The organism is Bradyrhizobium sp. P5_C11_2, from assembly GCF_054049755.1.
Window position 1 is genome coordinate 1 of record NZ_JBFULT010000113.1, and the last position, 15,128, is coordinate 15,128.

Genomic DNA, 15,128 nt, shown 5'->3' on the forward strand with positions numbered 1-15,128 from the left:
GCGCGGCTTGATCGCAAGCGATCTCGGACCGTCGCTCACGGATCTCCCGCAAGATATTTTCCGTGGATCGCGATCGCGCCGCGCAAGCGCATTGATATCATGGATTTTTCCAGAGCGGTTCCATTACTCACGCTTCGTTACATATGAATTTTCAAAAATGACACTGCGACGACGGATACCCATCGACAGAACGAATCGGTGATGTACACTTCGCTGTCCGGATCGAATCCAAGGTCACCCCTACCGAGGAGGTTTCGAATGACAATTCAGGCACATCTGGTTGAATTGGAACGGAAGCACAAAACTCTCGAAAACGAATTGCACGAAGCTCTCGTGCACCTTTCAACAGACGACCTGCAAATTGTTGAGTTGAAGCGCCGGAAGTTGATGGTCAAGGACCAGATCGAGCGTCTGAAGCACACCGGCGACACGCTTCACTAGTAAAGTAACCCCCGTATCAGCGTAGAGTTTGATCGCACCCTTTCACGCAGGGATGAGAGCTTTTGCGCTCATCCCTGTTGCAGGGTGCGCGATCATTGTTGCGCGGTGCCTGGAGCCATTCCCGTTCCGATGGAATCGGAACGGGAATGGCTCCAGATTCTTGTTTGGACGCGTTTTCTTTTTCTTTACGCGAACCGGTATCCACTTCGCTCGAAAACGCTTTAGATGCCTGCGAACTCGGCGACGTGGTCCGCGATCGCGAGCGACGACGTCAATCCCGGCGATTCGATGCCGAACAGATTGATCAGGCCTTCGACGCCATGGTCGCGCGGACCCTGCATCAGGAAATCCTGCGTGGCGACGGCCGGCGGCACGATCTTCGGACGAATGCCCGAATAGCTCGGCATCAACGCGCCATCGGGCAGCGTCGGCCAATATCTGCGGATCGCCGGATAGAATCGCTCGGCGCGCGAGGGATCGACCGCGTAGTCGATCGTCTCGATCCACTCGACGTCCGGGCCGAAACGCGCCTGGCCTGCCATGTCCAGCGTCAGATGCACGCCGAGCCCGCCGGGCTCCGGCACCGGATAGATCAGGCGCGAGAACGGCGCCTTGGCGCTGCAACTGAAATAATTTCCCTTGGCGAGATAGGCCGGCGGAATCCGATCCAGTGGCATGCCGTCGATGCTGCGCGCCACCGTCGTCGCCGAGAGGCCGGCCGCGTTGACCAGCAGGCCGCATTGCAAGGTCATCGGCGCTTCGCCGCCGGCGTCGATCTCGATGACGCCGCCCGCCGCCTTGGCGCGGATCATCGGCGTGTGAAACGCGAAGGCCGCGCCCGCCGCCTCGGCCTCGCCGCGCAGCGACAGCATGTAGGCATGGCTGTCGATGATGCCCGTCGAAGGCGAGAGCAGGGCGGCGTCGCAGGCTAGCGCCGGCTCCAGTGCGCGCGCCGCTTCCCCCGGGAGCAGCTGCATGTCGAGGACACCATTGGCCTCGGCATGCGCCTTGATCGATTGCAGCTTCTCGGTTTCCCTGGCACTGGTCGCGACGATCAGCTTGCCGCAATTCTTGTGGGGGATGCCGCGCTCGGCGCAGTAGCGGTAGAGCGCGTGCTTGCCGTCGACGCACATGCGCGCCATCCAGCTCCCGGCGCGGTAGTAGATGCCGGCATGGATCACCTCGCTGTTGCGCGAGGAGGTGACGGTGCCGATGGCCTCGGCTTCCTCGAGCACGATCACCTCGCGGCCGGCCTGCGCCAGCTTTCGCGCCACCGCGAGCCCGATCACGCCGGCTCCGATGACGACGCAGTCGACCCTATCCATGGTTGTACAGGATATCCGCTGGAACCGCCGATGGCATCCGAGCCTCGAAGCGGGCGCCAAGGCCGTTTTCCGTTAAGGAAGCATTTATCATGTCAGGCCAATTGCCGTAGTTGACGTCACATTTTTCTGTTGCGCGTACAGGCGTTTACCCGATCCAAACCGGCGAAGCCAGACAATCCCGTATTGAAATCGCGGGTGGCTGATGGCTGAGAAGAACTGGCATGTGGGCAGCACGCTTCCGATTGCTGTGCAGGCCGTCGTGTGCCTGGCCAGCGCGGTCGCGCCTGCACGCGCCTCTTCCCTGTCCGAACGACTCGTCCCCGTAAGCTATCTCGGCAGCCTCGATCCCAATCTGGTCTGGGAAGCGCTGATCGGCGGAATTGCCGTCTGCTCGCTCCTGGCGGCGATCGCGCTGTGGATCCATTCCGCGGTGGGCCGGGCCAAGCGGGCGCAATTGCGCCGCAACGCTTTCGTCTCCTCCGCCATGAACAATCTGAACCAGGGCGTGGTGATGACGGATGCGCAGCGGCGCATCATCTTCTGCAACGACCGCTATCTCGACATCTACGGCCTGTCGCGGTCGGATCTCTGGGCCGACATGAACGGGCATGACCTCCTCAAGCTCCGTCGCGACCGCGGCATGCTCGATTCCACCGACAATGAATTCTACGAGAAGGCGGCAAGCCTCAACGGCCTGATTACCGAACTGCCGGACGGACGCGCCATCCTGACGAAATATTTCGTGCTGCCGAACGGCGGCTCGGTGGCGACGCATCTCGACGTCAGCGACCAGCGCAAGCTGTCGCGGCAGCTTGCCTCGACCAAGCAGTTCCTGGAAACCGTGCTCGACAACGTGCCGGCATGCGTCGCGGCGAAGAACATCGAGGATGGYCGCTACATCTTCGCGAACAGCGCCTATGAGCGGTTCTGGGGATTTTCGCGGGACCACGCCGTCGGCAAGAATGCGCGCGAGCTGTTCGCGCCCGTCTCGGCGGCCAGCATCGAGGCGACCGACCGGGCGGCGCTCAACGCGCCGGGCGGCCAGTTTCGCAACGAGTTCGAGGTCGAGCGCGGCGCGGCCCGGCGCATGGTTGCCTCGATCCGGATCGTGGTCCGCGACGAGAACAACCAGCCCGAATTCCTGCTGGTGGTGTTCGAGGACATTACCGACCGGCGTTCGTTGTCGCAGGAGCTGGAGGGCACGAAGAAGTTCCTGGAGCTCGTGGTCGACAACATCCCGGTGGCGCTGATCGTGGAGCAGGTCAAGGACGGCCGCTATCTGCTCGCCAACCGCAGCGCGGAAACGATCCTCAACCGCAGGCGCGAGGAAGCCACGGGCCTGACCGCCGCCGATATCTTCAACGCCAAGGAGGCGAAGCTGATCATCGCGCGCGACGAAGCCGCGATCAGGAAGCGCGGGATGGTCACCGAGGAGCATCCGATCTCCACCAAGGACGGCTTGCGGCTGTTCCTCACCCGCCGCGCCACCGTGTTGAACGACGCCGGCGAGCCGCAATATCTGATCAAGACCCACGAGGACGTCACCGACCGCCGGCAGACCGAGTCGCGCATGGCGCACATGGCCTATCACGACGGCCTCACCGACCTGCCGAACCGTGCCGCTTTTCTCCAGGCGCTGACCCAGATGATCGAGGCCTGCGAGGGCACCAGCGAGGAGTTCGCGGTCCTCTGCATCGATCTGGACGGGTTGAAGGAGGTCAACGACGTCTTCGGCCATGCGCTCGGCGACAAGCTCCTGATCGAGGTGGCCCATCGGCTCCAGGACGCCGCGCGCGGCGGCGTGGTGGCGCGCCTGTCCGGCGACGAGTTCGGCCTCATCATCGACGGCAAGCAGCCCGAGGCGGGCCTTGTGCTGGCGCGGCAGCTCGGCGACGCCGTTGCCCAGGAATTCCATATCGACGGCCGCGCGGTGCGCGCCGGAGTCACCACGGGCATGTCGATCTTCCCGCACAATGGCGCCGACGGCGCCTCGTTGCTCGCTAACGCCGGCGCGGCGCTGTTTCGCGCCAAGCAGAAGTCGCGCGGCACGATCGGCCTCTACCAGCCGGAGATGGACCAGCAGATCCGCGACCGCCGCGTGCTGCACCAGGACCTGTCGAAGGCGATCAAGAACGGCGAGCTCTCGCTTGCGTTCCAGCCGCAGGGCCTCGCGCGCCACAGCGTGGCCGAGAGCGACATCATCGGTTTCGAGGCGCTGGCGCGCTGGCAGCATCCGGTACGCGGCCAGGTCTCGCCGGCCGAATTCATCCCGATCGCGGAGGAGAGCGGCCTCATCGTCGAGATGGGCGAGTGGATCCTGCGCCAGGTCTGCCGCGAGGCGGCGTCCTGGCCGAATCCGCTCCAGGTCGCGGTCAATCTGTCGCCGGCGCAGTTCATGCACGGCGACGTGGTCGGGCTCGTTCACTCGATCCTGCTGGAGACTGGGCTTGCGCCCGGCCGGCTCGAGCTCGAAATCACCGAAGGCGTGCTGATCGAGGATTTCGATCGCGGCCTGGCGCTGTTGCGCCGGCTGAAGGCGCTCGGCGTGCGTATTTCCATGGACGATTTCGGCAGCGGCTACTCCTCGCTGAGCTATCTCCAGGCCTTCCCGTTCGACAAGATCAAGATCGACCGCGCCTTCATCACCAATCTCGGCCGCAACCCGCAATCGGCCGCGATCGTGCGCGCCGTGATCGATCTCGGCCACGGCCTCGAAATGTCGATCATCGCCGAAGGCGTCGAGACGATCGAGCAGCTCGCCTTCCTCGCCAGGGAAGGTTGCGACGGCGTGCAGGGCTATCTGCTCGGCAAGCCGCTGCCGATCGGGCAATATGCCGGCCTCGTCGGCCGCGCCGAGACGATGCAGCTCGCCCTCCAGACCGGCTAGAGCGTTTTCGAGCGAGTTGGATGCCGGTTCGCGCAAAGAAAGCGCGTCAAACAAGAATCTGGAGCCCCGTTCCGATTCCATCGGAACGGAAATGGCTCTAGTGATGGGAGCGCTTCCTTTCGCACTCCCTCGACGGCTTCATGGCGGATTACGACCTTGCGATCATCGGCGGCGGCCTGAACGGTGTCAGCCTGGCGCGTGATGCCGCCGGCCGCGGCCTGCGGGTCATCCTGGTCGAGCAGGGCGATCTCGGCGGCGCCGCGTCGTCGGCGACGCCGCGGCTGATCCATGGCGATCTGTCGGTGCTGGAACGCCGCGGCTTCTGGCGGGTGCGACGGGCCTTGTCCGAGCGCCGGACCTGGCTCCGGATCGCACCGCATCTGGTTCGGCCGATGCGCTTCGTGATCCCCGCGCATTCCGACGAGCGTCCGCCATGGCTGCTGCGCGCCGGACTGTTCGTCTATGACGGCCTCACGAACCGGAGCGGACTGCCGGCATCGACGACCCTCGACATCACGCATCATCCGGTCGGCGACGCCTTGAAGCGTCCGTTCGGCATCGCCTTTGAATATTCGGATTGCGTGGTCGACGATTCCCGCCTGTTGGTTCTCACGGCGCTGGATGCCGCCGAACGCGGCGCCGCAATCCGGACCGGGGCGCGTTGCGTGCGGGCGGATCGGGACGATATCTGGCGGCTCGCGGTGGTCGATCGCGGCCATCGCCGGGTGATCACGACCCGTGCGCTGGCCAATGCGACGGGCGGCTGGACCTCGATGGTCGCGGAGACCGTGTTGCGGCAGCCTGCGCCCCCGATGGCGGCCATGCAGATGAGCCAGATCGTCGTTCCGCGGCTGTTCGACACCGACAACGTCTATGTCTTCCAGAACAACGACGGGCGGCTGATCTTCGCAAGCCCGTTCGAGCGCGATTTCACGCTGATCGGCACGATCACACGTGCTTTCACCGGCGATCCGGCGATCGTCGCGATGCCGGGTGCCGATGTCAGCTATCTCTGCGAAGCAGCGAGCCGCTATTTCCGCGAGCGCGTCGCGCCGACCGACGTGGTGCGGACGGTCTCCGGCGTCAACCTGACGCCGCCATCGGCGCGCCGGCGCGACGGCACCACGCTGTTCCACGCGCGAAGGCGCAAGGCGCCGCTGATCACGATGTTCGGCGGCGACGTCACCACCTCGCGCCTGCGCGCGGAGCAGGCGGTGACGCGGCTGACGCCGTTCTATCCGATGTCGCCGCTCTGGACCGCCGGCGCCGCGCTGCCCGGCGGAGATTTCGCCTGGGATCGTTTCGACACCGAGGTCGACCTCGCGCGCGACCGCTGGCGCTTTCTGTCGGAGCCAGAGGCGCAACGCCTGGTCGGGGCCTACGGCTCGCGATTGCCGGCGGTGCTGGGCGAGGCGAAGACCCGTGACGAGCTCGGCCCGGCCTTCGGCCCCGAACTGGCTGGCGCCGAAGTGCGCTATCTGATGAACCACGAATGGGCTCGCTTCCCCGACGACATCCTGTGGCGCCGCTCCAAGCTCGGGCTGACGATGCCGGCGGCGGACCGTGACGCGCTGGCCGCGTTCATGGCGGGTGTGAGCTAGGCGGAGGCGTAGCCCGGATGGAGCGAAGCGCAATCTGGGAAAGTCTCACCGCTGCTGTACTGCCCCCGGATTACGCTCCGCTCCATCCGGGCTACGGGGCTGCAATGGAAGTTACCCCGAACCGGTTGAGCAAAGGCCGATCGGCCGCTAGCGTGCGACGGAATCGGGGTTGGCAGGGACCATGACTGACGAGTTGCCCAGAACAGACGCGGATGCGGCCCGCGGAGATGCGCTTTCCGCGGCGGGCCAGCCGTTGCTGCGCATCGAGGGCGTGGCAAAGACGTTCGGGACGTTCCGGGCTGTCGACGGCGTCTCGCTCGACATCAAGGCCGGTGAGTTCTTTGCGCTGCTTGGCCCCAGCGGCTGCGGCAAGACCACGCTGCTCCGCATGCTCGCCGGCTTCGAGGCGCCGGACGAGGGGCGCATCCTGCTCGGCGGCAAGGACATCGCGCAGGCGCTGCCGCATGAGCGCCCGATCAACATGATGTTCCAGAACTACGCGCTGTTTCCGCATCTTTCGGTGCGCGACAACATCGCCTTCGGCCTGAGGCGCGCCGGCATGGCGTGCGCCGACATCGCCACCCGCGTTGCGGAGATGGTCGCGCTGGTGAAGCTCGAAGGACTGGAAAAGCGCAAGCCCGACCAGCTCTCCGGCGGTCAGCGCCAGCGCGTCGCGCTGGCCCGTGCACTGGCGCGCCGGCCGCAACTTCTGCTGCTCGACGAGCCGCTCGCGGCCCTCGACAAGAAGTTGCGCGAAAGCACGCAAGGCGAGCTGATGGAGCTGCAGCGCCGGCTCGGCATGACCTTCATCATCGTCACCCACGATCAGGAAGAGGCGATGACGATGGCGAGCCGGATCGGGGTGATGAAGGCCRGCAAGCTCGCCCAGGTCGCTGGCCCCCGCGAACTCTATGAAGCGCCGCGCTCGCGCTGGATCGCGGAGTTCGTCGGCGACATCAATCTGTTCGACGCCGAGTCCAGATTGCGCGACGGCCATCGTCTGGTCATCGGCACGCGTGATGCGGGTACGCTGGTGGTGGCCGAGCCGCGCGAGCCGGTCGGCGCGGGAAAATTGTCGGTCGCGATCCGTCCCGAGAAGGTCAAGCTGTCGCGCCGCGGCCCGGTGAGCGAGGCCGGTCGCGAGACGGCAATCAACCGGCTGGACGGCGTGGTCGCGGACATCTGCTATCTCGGCGGCACCACCACCTACAAGGTGAAGCTCGATACCGGCGGGATGGTGCAGGCCTCCGTGGCCAACAGCGCGCGCCTCGACGTCGACGCCTATAGCCTGAACCAGCACGTCGTGGCCTGGTTCACGCCCGACGATTGCGTGGTGCTGCCGCCATGAGTTCGCGCCGCATCTTCGCGCGACCGGCGCGCTTCGCCGCGATCGCGCCCTATGTCTGGATGGTGCTGCTCTTCCTGGTGCCGTTCGGCTTCGTGCTGAAGATCAGCCTGTCGCAGACGGCGATCGCGCAGCCGCCCTACGAGCCGGTGTTCGACCTGGCCGCGGGATGGGTGTCGCTCAAGGCTTCCTTCACCGCGCTGTCGATCGACAATTTCAAGCTGCTCGTCTCCGACGACATCTATGTGTTCGCCTATGTGCGCAGCCTCACCGTCGCGGTCACCGCGACCGCGCTGTTGCTCCTGATCGGCTATCCCATCGCCTATGGCATGGCGCGGCTGCCAAAGCGTTGGCAGGCGGTGGCGATGGTGCTGGTGATCGTGCCGTTCTGGACCTCGTTCCTGATCCGGATCTACGCCTGGATCAACATCCTCCAGCACGACGGCCTGCTCAATCAGATCCTGCTGGCGCTGCATCTGGTCAGCCAGCCGGTGGTGTGGCTCTCCACCGACAGCGCGATGTATATCGGCATCGTCTATTCCTATCTGCCGTTCATGATCCTGCCGCTCTATGCCACGCTCGCCAAGATGGAGCCGGCGCTGGAAGAGGCCGCCTCCGACCTCGGCGCGCCGCCATGGCAGGTGTTCTGGCTCGTGACTTTCCCGTTGTCGCTGCCCGGCGTCGGCGCGGGCGTGCTGCTCTGCTTCATTCCCATTGTCGGCGAGTTCGTCATTCCGGACCTTTTGGCCGGTTCAAATTCGCTGATGATCGGCCAGACCCTGTGGCTCGAATTCTTCACCAACAAGGACTGGCCGGTCGCCTCCGCTGCGGCGATCATTCTCCTTGTGGTGCTGCTGGTGCCGCTGTTGCTGTACGAACGGCTGCAGAAGCGGCAACTGGAACAGGGGCGCTGAGGCGATGCGCAAGCTCTCCCGCCTGTCCCGCTTCAACATCGCCTCGCTGGCGCTGGGGCTGGCGTTCCTCTATCTGCCGATCCTCATTCTCGTCATCTATTCCTTCAACGCCTCGCGGCTGGTGACGGTGTGGGGCGGCTGGTCGCTGCGCTGGTATCACGAGTTCTTCAACGACCGCGCCATGATCGAGGCGGCCTGGATGAGCCTCAAGGTCGCCGTCTCCTCCGCGAGCATCGCCACGCTGCTCGGCACGCTGGCGGCCGTCGCGCTATCGCGCGGCGAGCGCTTTCGCGGCCGCACGCTGTTCTCCGGCATGCTCTATGCGCCCCTGGTGATGCCGGAGGTGATCACCGGATTGTCGCTGCTGCTGCTGTTCGTGGCGCTGAACGCCGAGCGCGGCTTCTGGACGGTGACGATCGCCCACACCACGCTGACGATGTGCTTCGTCGCTGTTGTGGTGCAGTCGCGCCTGGGCTCGCTCGACCGGTCGCTGGAGGAGGCGGCGATGGACCTCGGCTGCGATCCCGTCCGCGCCTTCGTGGCCGTCACGCTGCCGCTAATCGCACCCGCAATCGTCGCGGGCTGGATGCTGGCTTTCACGCTGTCGCTCGATGACCTCGTGATCGCGAGCTTCACCACCGGCCCCGGCTCGGCGACCTTGCCGATCCGGATCTATTCCGAGGTGCGGCTGGGCGTGAAGCCCGAGATCAACGCGATCTGCACGCTGGTGATCGCTTTGATCGCGGTCGTCATCGTCATCGCCTCGCTCGCCTCGAAACTGTCGAGCTCGCAGGGCGAGAGCGCGGCGCCGTTGTAGTCGTCCGACGCGCCGTGTGCGGTGCTTGGGCACCGCTGGAATCTAGGTTAACAATTCATATAGCTTATCTCGTTATCGTCGCGCCGCTTGGGGAAGAGGGACGATGAGGCGGCTTTATATTGGTGTGGCCAGCACTGTCCTGGCGTTGTTCTGTCTGGCCGTTCGGCCGTCGGCTGGCGCGACGCAGATGGTGTCGCTGGTGTACAACGGTTCGCCGCAGTCGCCGCAGCAGATTGGCTCTGACCAATTTCGCCGCAAGCTCGCTGAGATCGCACAGGGTCGTATCATCCTCGATGAACGCGCCGGCAACGCGATGGGCAGTGAGACGGCGATCCTTGCCGCCATGCGCAGTGGTGTGGTCGACATGGCGACTCTGTCGGGCTCGGTGGTCAGCTCCGCCGTTCCGGAATTCGGCGTCTTCGACGTGCCGTTCCTGTTCCGCGATGCCGCGCAAGCCAAGGCGGTTGCGGATGGGCCGGTTGGCGCCCTGTTCGCCAAGCATTTCGCCGACAAGGGGTTGGTGCTGCTCGCGATCGGCAAGCAGGGCTTTCGCAACGTCACCAATTCGAAACGGCCGATTCATTCGCCCTCAGACCTCAAAGGGTTGAAGATCCGCGTCCTGCCGAACGAGGTTTATCAGATGACCTTCAAGGCGCTGGGCGCCGAGGTCGTGCCGATGGAGTTCACGCTGGTGTATTCCGCGCTGAAGGACGGCCGCATCGACGGGCAGGAGAACCCGGTCATGACGATCGCCGCCAGCCATCTCGAGGAAGTGCAGAAATATGCGAGCCTGACAGGGCATTTCTTCGCGCCGATCGCCTTCGTCGCCAATCGCGACGTGTTCCAGGCCCTGAAGCCCGCCGACCAGGCCGCCATCATCGCCGCAGCCAAGGCCGGTGCGGAGGCGACCTGGCAGAGTGGCGTCGCGGAGGAGACGAAGAAGCTGGAGGAGCTGCGCAAGGGCGGCATGGRGATCATCGAGAAGGTCGATCGCCAGCCCTTCATCGATGCCGTGAAGCCCCTGGAACCCGAATTCGAGAAGCGCTTCGGCAAGGATCTGCTCGCCCGGATCCGGGCTACGCCGTAATTCTCCGGGAAACATCATGAACCTGTCATTGCTCCTGTCGCGCATCGGTATCCGCCCGCGCATCTTCGGCGGCTTCGCGCTGGTCCTGGGTTTCCTCTGCGTGCTGGCCCTGCTCGCCGTCCTGCGACTGTCCGAGATCGGCGGCACCGTCGGAGAGCTCGTCACCAGTGCGGATGGTGATGCCGGCATGGCGAGGGTGCATGCCGCGCTACTCTCGTCGAACGTCACCGTCGAGAAATTCATCCGGACGCGCAATCTGGGCGACCGCGATAGCGCCATGAAGGCGATCGACGGCTTTGGCCAGACCTTCGATCAGGTCGACCAGCAATTCGCCCGCCTTCCTGCGATTGCCGCCGGCCGGAGCGCGCTGGTGGACGCGCTCGGTACCTATCGAAAATCCTTCACGGCGGTCGCCGCCGCCGTCGATCGTCTGCGCAACGCGAGCACCAAGAGCGAGGCGCTCGGCGCCTCGGCGGGCCTCGCCGTCGGTGCGATCAATGTGACGCTCGCCAACCAGCCCGACCGTCTGCTCCAGCCGCTGCGCCTGGCCGGCACGGTGGATGCGATACGTGTTTCGATGCTGCGCTTCACCATCACCCAGGCCCAGGTCGACGCCGACGATGCCGGGCTGACGATCGGCTATGCGCTGGCCGCGGTGGCCGATAGTGAGGCGGAGATCGCCGATGTCGAGGCGTCGCGATTGAAGAATCTGATCGCGGCCCTGAAGAAGGTGCTTGCTGATCAATCGACAACGCTGACGGAGCTTGCTGCCGCGATCGGCGAGCTGCGCAAGGCGCAGGCCGATCTCGTCAAATCCAGCAGCGCGATCGACGCCAAGGCGGCCGAGATCAGCCGGGCCCTCGGCGCGATGCGCACCGAGCAGAGCCGGCTGACGGCTGGATCGGTCGATCAAACCCGCAATCTCGTGTTCACGGTGGCCGCGTTCGCGCTCGTCCTGGGCGCGTTGCTGGCCTGGCTGATCGGACGCAGCGTGTCGCGTCCAATCGGCCAGATGACCTTGCGCATGCAGAGCCTTGCGGCGGGTGAGCTCGATGAGGCGATCCCGGGCGGCGAGCGTGGCGACGAAATTGGTCATATGGCCGGAGCGGTCGAGGTGTTCCGCCAGAGCGCGCAGACCGTCCGGCGCATGGAGCAGGACGCTGCCGCGCAGCGTGCCGCAGCCGAGACAGAACGTGCGTCGATGATGGCTCAGCTTGCCGACCGCTTCGATCGCGGTATGGAGGGCGTCATTGGCGGCGTCTCAAGCCGTGCCGAGGAGATGGGACAGAGCGCCGGAAGTCTCGCCCGTATCGCCGAGCGCGGTCGCTCGCTTGCCGAGCAGGTCGCCGCGACATCGGCCCAGGCGTCCTCGAATGTGCAGACCGTTGCGGCCGCGACGCATCAGCTCGCCGCCTCGATCAAGGAGATTTCGAGCCAGGTCTCGCGCTCCGTATCGGTGTCGGATCAGGCGAAGGGCGAAGCGTCGCGTACCGAGGCGCTGATGCGCGCGCTGTCGGATTCAGCCGAGCGGATCGGTACGGTGGTCCAACTGATCCAGGCGATCGCGAGCCAGCCCAACCTCCTGGCGCTCAATGCCACGATCGAGTCGGCGCGGGCCGGCGATGCCGGCAAGGGCTTTGCCGTGGTCGCCAACGAAGTAAAGAGCCTTGCAACCCAGACCGCGCGCGCCACCGAGGAGATCGCAGGCCTCGTCGCCGAGATCCAGGGCTCGACCGGACAGTCCGTCGCTGCGATCGGCCAGATCGGCAGAACCATCGCCGAGATGACGGAGATCGCGACGACGATTGCCTCAGCCGTCGAGGAGCAGGGGGCGGCAACCAGCGAGATCGCGCGCAATGTCGAGCAGGCCGCGAACGGCACAGCGGCCGTGACCGACCAGATCGGCGCCGTCCGCACCGTGGCCGGCGAGACCGATGCCGGCGCTGAAGCCGCACTGACGGCCGCCTCGGCATTGCAGGGTCAGGCACGCGCGCTCAAGAAAGATGTTGCAGAGTTTCTGCAGACCGTGCGCAAGGCGGGATGATCAGCGCGACCGGGGCGCTCGTTTCGGGGCTTTTGCCGAACGCGACCGCGTCGCGGCGGCCGCAACGGGGCCCGCGTATCGCGCGCGCACTGCGCCCTGGACAGCGGATCCGAGTTGCCGCAGCGCCAGGCTGTCGAGCGGAAACTCCAGCAGGATGTGGATCAGGCTCAGCGCCAGCAGGAAGGTGAAGCCGAACGCGTAGTCGTAGAAGTACAGCGCGGTGGATGCGGCGCTGGCGGCGGCCATCGCCGCGAGCCGCGCCTTCGGCACCGCGGTCCAGCGGATCACGTCGGCTTTGATGAACCAGTTGAGGTAGTGATAGGTGTAGACGAAGGCGAGCAGGCTGGTCAGCCTGGTGTCGAGCACGAGGCCGGGCATCCCGAACAGCCGGCCCAGGGCCGGGCCGACATTGCCGAAATAGTCCTGCCCGACGCGGGCAAAGCTCGAGATCCGGATTTCGGCGGTCGGCGGCAGCAGCAGGATCGTGGCGATTGCGACGAGGTAGACCACCACCAGCGCGGCCTGGACGCGACTGCCCGACCTGTGAGCGCCGAGCACCATGAAGATCAGCGTGAACAGCGAGACGTGGATCAGGGTCGGGATCAGGATGCCGATGACGGCGAGTGACGACCCGCTCGAATACATGATCGCGGACAATGCGATCGCGACCATGAACAGCAGCATGCTCTCGATCGTCGAGACGGTCGCCGCCAGCATGGCGCAGACGACCAGCGCGCCCCACATCGCAAAGCCGAACCACGACGCGTTGTCGATCAGGGCCGCGACCACGGCGACGATCGCCAGGACAGCGGCAATCCCGCGGTGAGGCAGATAGTAGCTGCGGTCGTGCAGCCACGAGATCTCGGTGAAATAATGCGCCGGGCCGAGCACGACATAGGCCAGCAGCAGCAGCTCGAACGGCACCAGATAGGCCGCCGCGAGCGCCAGCAGCATCAGGCCGAGATGGATCGCGTCGTTGCCGCGCATGATGACGAGCCCTTGACAGGGCTCGAAGTTAGAGCAGGCGCGGACAACCCGCAATTGTCCACGTTGCCGCTCGTACGCCCTGCTTGCGGCGTCCCGATCCGTCCTATTGCGTCACGACTTCACCGCACCCGCCGTGAGCCCGCCCACCATGTAGCGGCGGAAGGCGTAGTAGATCGCGGCCGGCGGCAGCGCGTAGATGAAACCGGTCGTCATCAGCAGCTCCCAGGGTGAATCGTCGGCGGCGAGGAAGTTGCCGAGCGCCACGGGGAGCGTGATCTCGCGGTCGTTCGAGAGCAGCAGGAAGGCGTAGAGATATTCGTTCCAGGCGAGCAGCACCGCATAGGTGCCGATCGCGACCAGCGAAGGCATCATCAGCGGCAGGTAGACCAGGCGGAAGATCTGGAGCGTGGTGGCGCCGTCCATCACGGCGGCCTCGTCGAGCTCGACCGGCAGCTTGTCGGAGGCCTGCTTCAGCACCCAGATCGCATAGGGCGAAGCGATCGTGACCATGGCGAGGATCAGCGCCCAGTGATTGTTGAGCAGGCCGTAATTGCCCATGGTGCGGTACATCGGCACGGCGAGGAACGCCGCGGGGATGAAATAGGTGAAGAGCGCCAGGTTCATCACGATGCGTCCGCCGGGCACGCGCAGCCGCGAGATCGAGAATGCCGCCGCGGTGGCGATGAACAGCGTCAGCACACCGACCGAGGCGGCGATCACCAGCGAATTCCAGAACTGAATGTAGAAGTCGCGCAGGAAATAGTGCTGCTGCTTGAACACGATCTCGAAGTTGTGCAGCGTAGGATGGTCCGGCCACAGCTTGCCGGAGAACGCGTCCTCCTTCGGAGAGATCGCGAACAGGAACATGTGATAGATCGGCACCATCGTCCAGATGAAGACGGGAATGCCGATCAGCAGCAGCCGCGCTTCGGTCGCGACGTCGCGCCAGGAAAATTCACTTACGCCGGGAAGCTTCATCGCGACAACCGTTTCATCATGAAGTACACGAGCGGCAGGACGAACGGCATCGCGCAGACGATGGAGGCCATCGCGAGCGAGAGCTGGTCGAGCCGGAGATAGCGGATGCCGAGCGTCGCCAGCACGTGCGTGAGGTCGGCGGGTCCCCCGCCGGTCAGCAGATAGACGCTGTTGAAGTCCCCGAGCGTCCAGATCATCGAGAGCAGCGTGCAGGTGATATAGAGGGTCTGCATCGACGGCCACGTGATGTAGCGGAATTTCTGCCACCAGCTCGCGCCATCGACCTCGGCGGCTTCGAACAGATCGTGGGAGATCGCGAGGCGGCCGGTGATCAGGATCAGCGTCCAGAACGGCAGCGACTTCCAGATGTGCACGCCGATCGCCATGGTGAGTGCCACGGTCGGGTCGTTCAGCCAGTTCGGGCCGTCATCGCCGGTGAAGGAGAAGATCAAGTGGTTGATCACGCCCCATTCGGGATTGAGCATGAAGCGCACCGACAGGATGGTCGGGATCGACGGCACCGCCCAGGGCAGGATGAAGATCACCGAGAGCCATTTGATCCAGGTGCGCTGCTGCGCGAAGAAGCCGGACAGGAACAGCGCGATCAGCATCTTGATGTTGATGCCGATGACCAGGAAGATCAGCGTGTTGACCGCGGCACGCGCGAAGATCGGGTCATTATACAGCGCGACATAGTTCGCC

The 15,128-nt window shown here is 65.1% G+C and carries 12 protein-coding genes; 8 read left to right on the plus strand and 4 right to left on the minus strand.

The features are described 5' to 3' along the window. Window positions 1-258 precede the first annotated feature (258 nt). Window positions 259-441 (plus strand): YdcH family protein, encoded by a 183-nt coding sequence (locus tag ACXJL8_RS13760; RefSeq protein WP_008131172.1) that lies wholly within the window; start codon window positions 259-261, stop codon window positions 439-441. Window positions 442-662: 221 nt separating this feature from the next. Here ACXJL8_RS13760 and ACXJL8_RS13765 read toward each other — a convergent pair whose 3' ends face one another. Further along, complete coding sequence (locus ACXJL8_RS13765) at window positions 663-1,766, minus strand: NAD(P)/FAD-dependent oxidoreductase (RefSeq protein WP_456620288.1); 1,104 nt, start codon at window positions 1,764-1,766, stop codon at window positions 663-665. A 202-nt stretch (window positions 1,767-1,968) separates the two neighbouring features. Here ACXJL8_RS13765 and ACXJL8_RS13770 point away from each other — a divergent pair, with 202 nt between their 5' ends. The 7 genes from ACXJL8_RS13770 to ACXJL8_RS13800 all read left to right on the plus strand — a co-directional run bounded on the left by ACXJL8_RS13770 (window position 1,969) and on the right by ACXJL8_RS13800 (window position 12,461). Continuing rightward, complete coding sequence (locus ACXJL8_RS13770) at window positions 1,969-4,653, plus strand: sensor domain-containing protein (RefSeq protein WP_456620289.1); 2,685 nt, start codon at window positions 1,969-1,971, stop codon at window positions 4,651-4,653. A gap of 140 nt (window positions 4,654-4,793) precedes the next feature. Further along, entirely contained in the window at window positions 4,794-6,254 is a 1,461-nt protein-coding gene (locus ACXJL8_RS13775) for a glycerol-3-phosphate dehydrogenase (RefSeq protein ID WP_456620290.1), read from the plus strand. Window positions 6,255-6,435: 181 nt separating this feature from the next. Next, window positions 6,436-7,602 carry an ABC transporter ATP-binding protein gene (locus tag ACXJL8_RS13780; RefSeq protein WP_456685111.1) on the plus strand — a complete coding sequence of 389 codons (1,167 nt, stop codon included), beginning with the start codon at window positions 6,436-6,438 and terminating at the stop codon, window positions 7,600-7,602. Next, on the plus strand, window positions 7,599-8,513 hold the full coding sequence (locus ACXJL8_RS13785; protein ID WP_456620292.1) for an ABC transporter permease: 915 nt from the start codon (window positions 7,599-7,601) through the stop codon (window positions 8,511-8,513). Before ACXJL8_RS13780 ends, ACXJL8_RS13785 begins: the two co-directional genes overlap by 4 nt. 4 nt (window positions 8,514-8,517) lie before the next feature. After that, window positions 8,518-9,330, plus strand: coding sequence for an ABC transporter permease (locus ACXJL8_RS13790; protein WP_456620293.1), 813 nt, complete (start codon window positions 8,518-8,520; stop codon window positions 9,328-9,330). A 103-nt stretch (window positions 9,331-9,433) separates the two neighbouring features. Continuing rightward, window positions 9,434-10,417 carry a TRAP transporter substrate-binding protein gene (locus ACXJL8_RS13795; protein WP_456685112.1) on the plus strand — a complete coding sequence of 328 codons (984 nt, stop codon included), beginning with the start codon at window positions 9,434-9,436 and terminating at the stop codon, window positions 10,415-10,417. Between the two features lie 16 nt (window positions 10,418-10,433). After that, on the plus strand, window positions 10,434-12,461 hold the full coding sequence (locus tag ACXJL8_RS13800; protein ID WP_456620295.1) for a methyl-accepting chemotaxis protein: 2,028 nt from the start codon (window positions 10,434-10,436) through the stop codon (window positions 12,459-12,461). On the opposite strand, the gene ACXJL8_RS13805 is transcribed toward ACXJL8_RS13800, so the two are convergent. From ACXJL8_RS13805 to ACXJL8_RS13815, 3 genes are all read right to left on the minus strand, one after another. Continuing rightward, window positions 12,462-13,448 carry a hypothetical protein gene (locus tag ACXJL8_RS13805; protein WP_456620296.1) on the minus strand — a complete coding sequence of 329 codons (987 nt, stop codon included), beginning with the start codon at window positions 13,446-13,448 and terminating at the stop codon, window positions 12,462-12,464. It lies immediately after the preceding gene. A gap of 111 nt (window positions 13,449-13,559) precedes the next feature. After that, on the minus strand, window positions 13,560-14,426 hold the full coding sequence (locus tag ACXJL8_RS13810; RefSeq protein ID WP_456620297.1) for a carbohydrate ABC transporter permease: 867 nt from the start codon (window positions 14,424-14,426) through the stop codon (window positions 13,560-13,562). Further along, window positions 14,423-15,128: carbohydrate ABC transporter permease (locus ACXJL8_RS13815; RefSeq protein WP_456685113.1), on the minus strand; the 706-nt coding region annotated here is incomplete at its 5' end. The genes ACXJL8_RS13815 and ACXJL8_RS13810, both read right to left, overlap by 4 nt.

Excerpts from the sequence above, each read along its gene's own strand:
- ACXJL8_RS13805 (WP_456620296.1), bottom strand. The coding sequence starts at position 13,448 with ATGCGCGGCAACGACGCGATCCATCTCGGCCTGATGCTGCTGGCGCTC.
- ACXJL8_RS13790 (WP_456620293.1), top strand. The coding sequence starts at position 8,518 with ATGCGCAAGCTCTCCCGCCTGTCCCGCTTCAACATCGCCTCGCTGGCG.
- ACXJL8_RS13800 (WP_456620295.1), top strand. The coding sequence starts at position 10,434 with ATGAACCTGTCATTGCTCCTGTCGCGCATCGGTATCCGCCCGCGCATC.
- ACXJL8_RS13760 (WP_008131172.1), top strand. The coding sequence starts at position 259 with ATGACAATTCAGGCACATCTGGTTGAATTGGAACGGAAGCACAAAACT.
- ACXJL8_RS13785 (WP_456620292.1), top strand. The coding sequence starts at position 7,599 with ATGAGTTCGCGCCGCATCTTCGCGCGACCGGCGCGCTTCGCCGCGATC.
- ACXJL8_RS13765 (WP_456620288.1), bottom strand. The coding sequence starts at position 1,766 with ATGGATAGGGTCGACTGCGTCGTCATCGGAGCCGGCGTGATCGGGCTC.
- ACXJL8_RS13775 (WP_456620290.1), top strand. The coding sequence starts at position 4,794 with ATGGCGGATTACGACCTTGCGATCATCGGCGGCGGCCTGAACGGTGTC.
- ACXJL8_RS13810 (WP_456620297.1), bottom strand. The coding sequence starts at position 14,426 with ATGAAGCTTCCCGGCGTAAGTGAATTTTCCTGGCGCGACGTCGCGACC.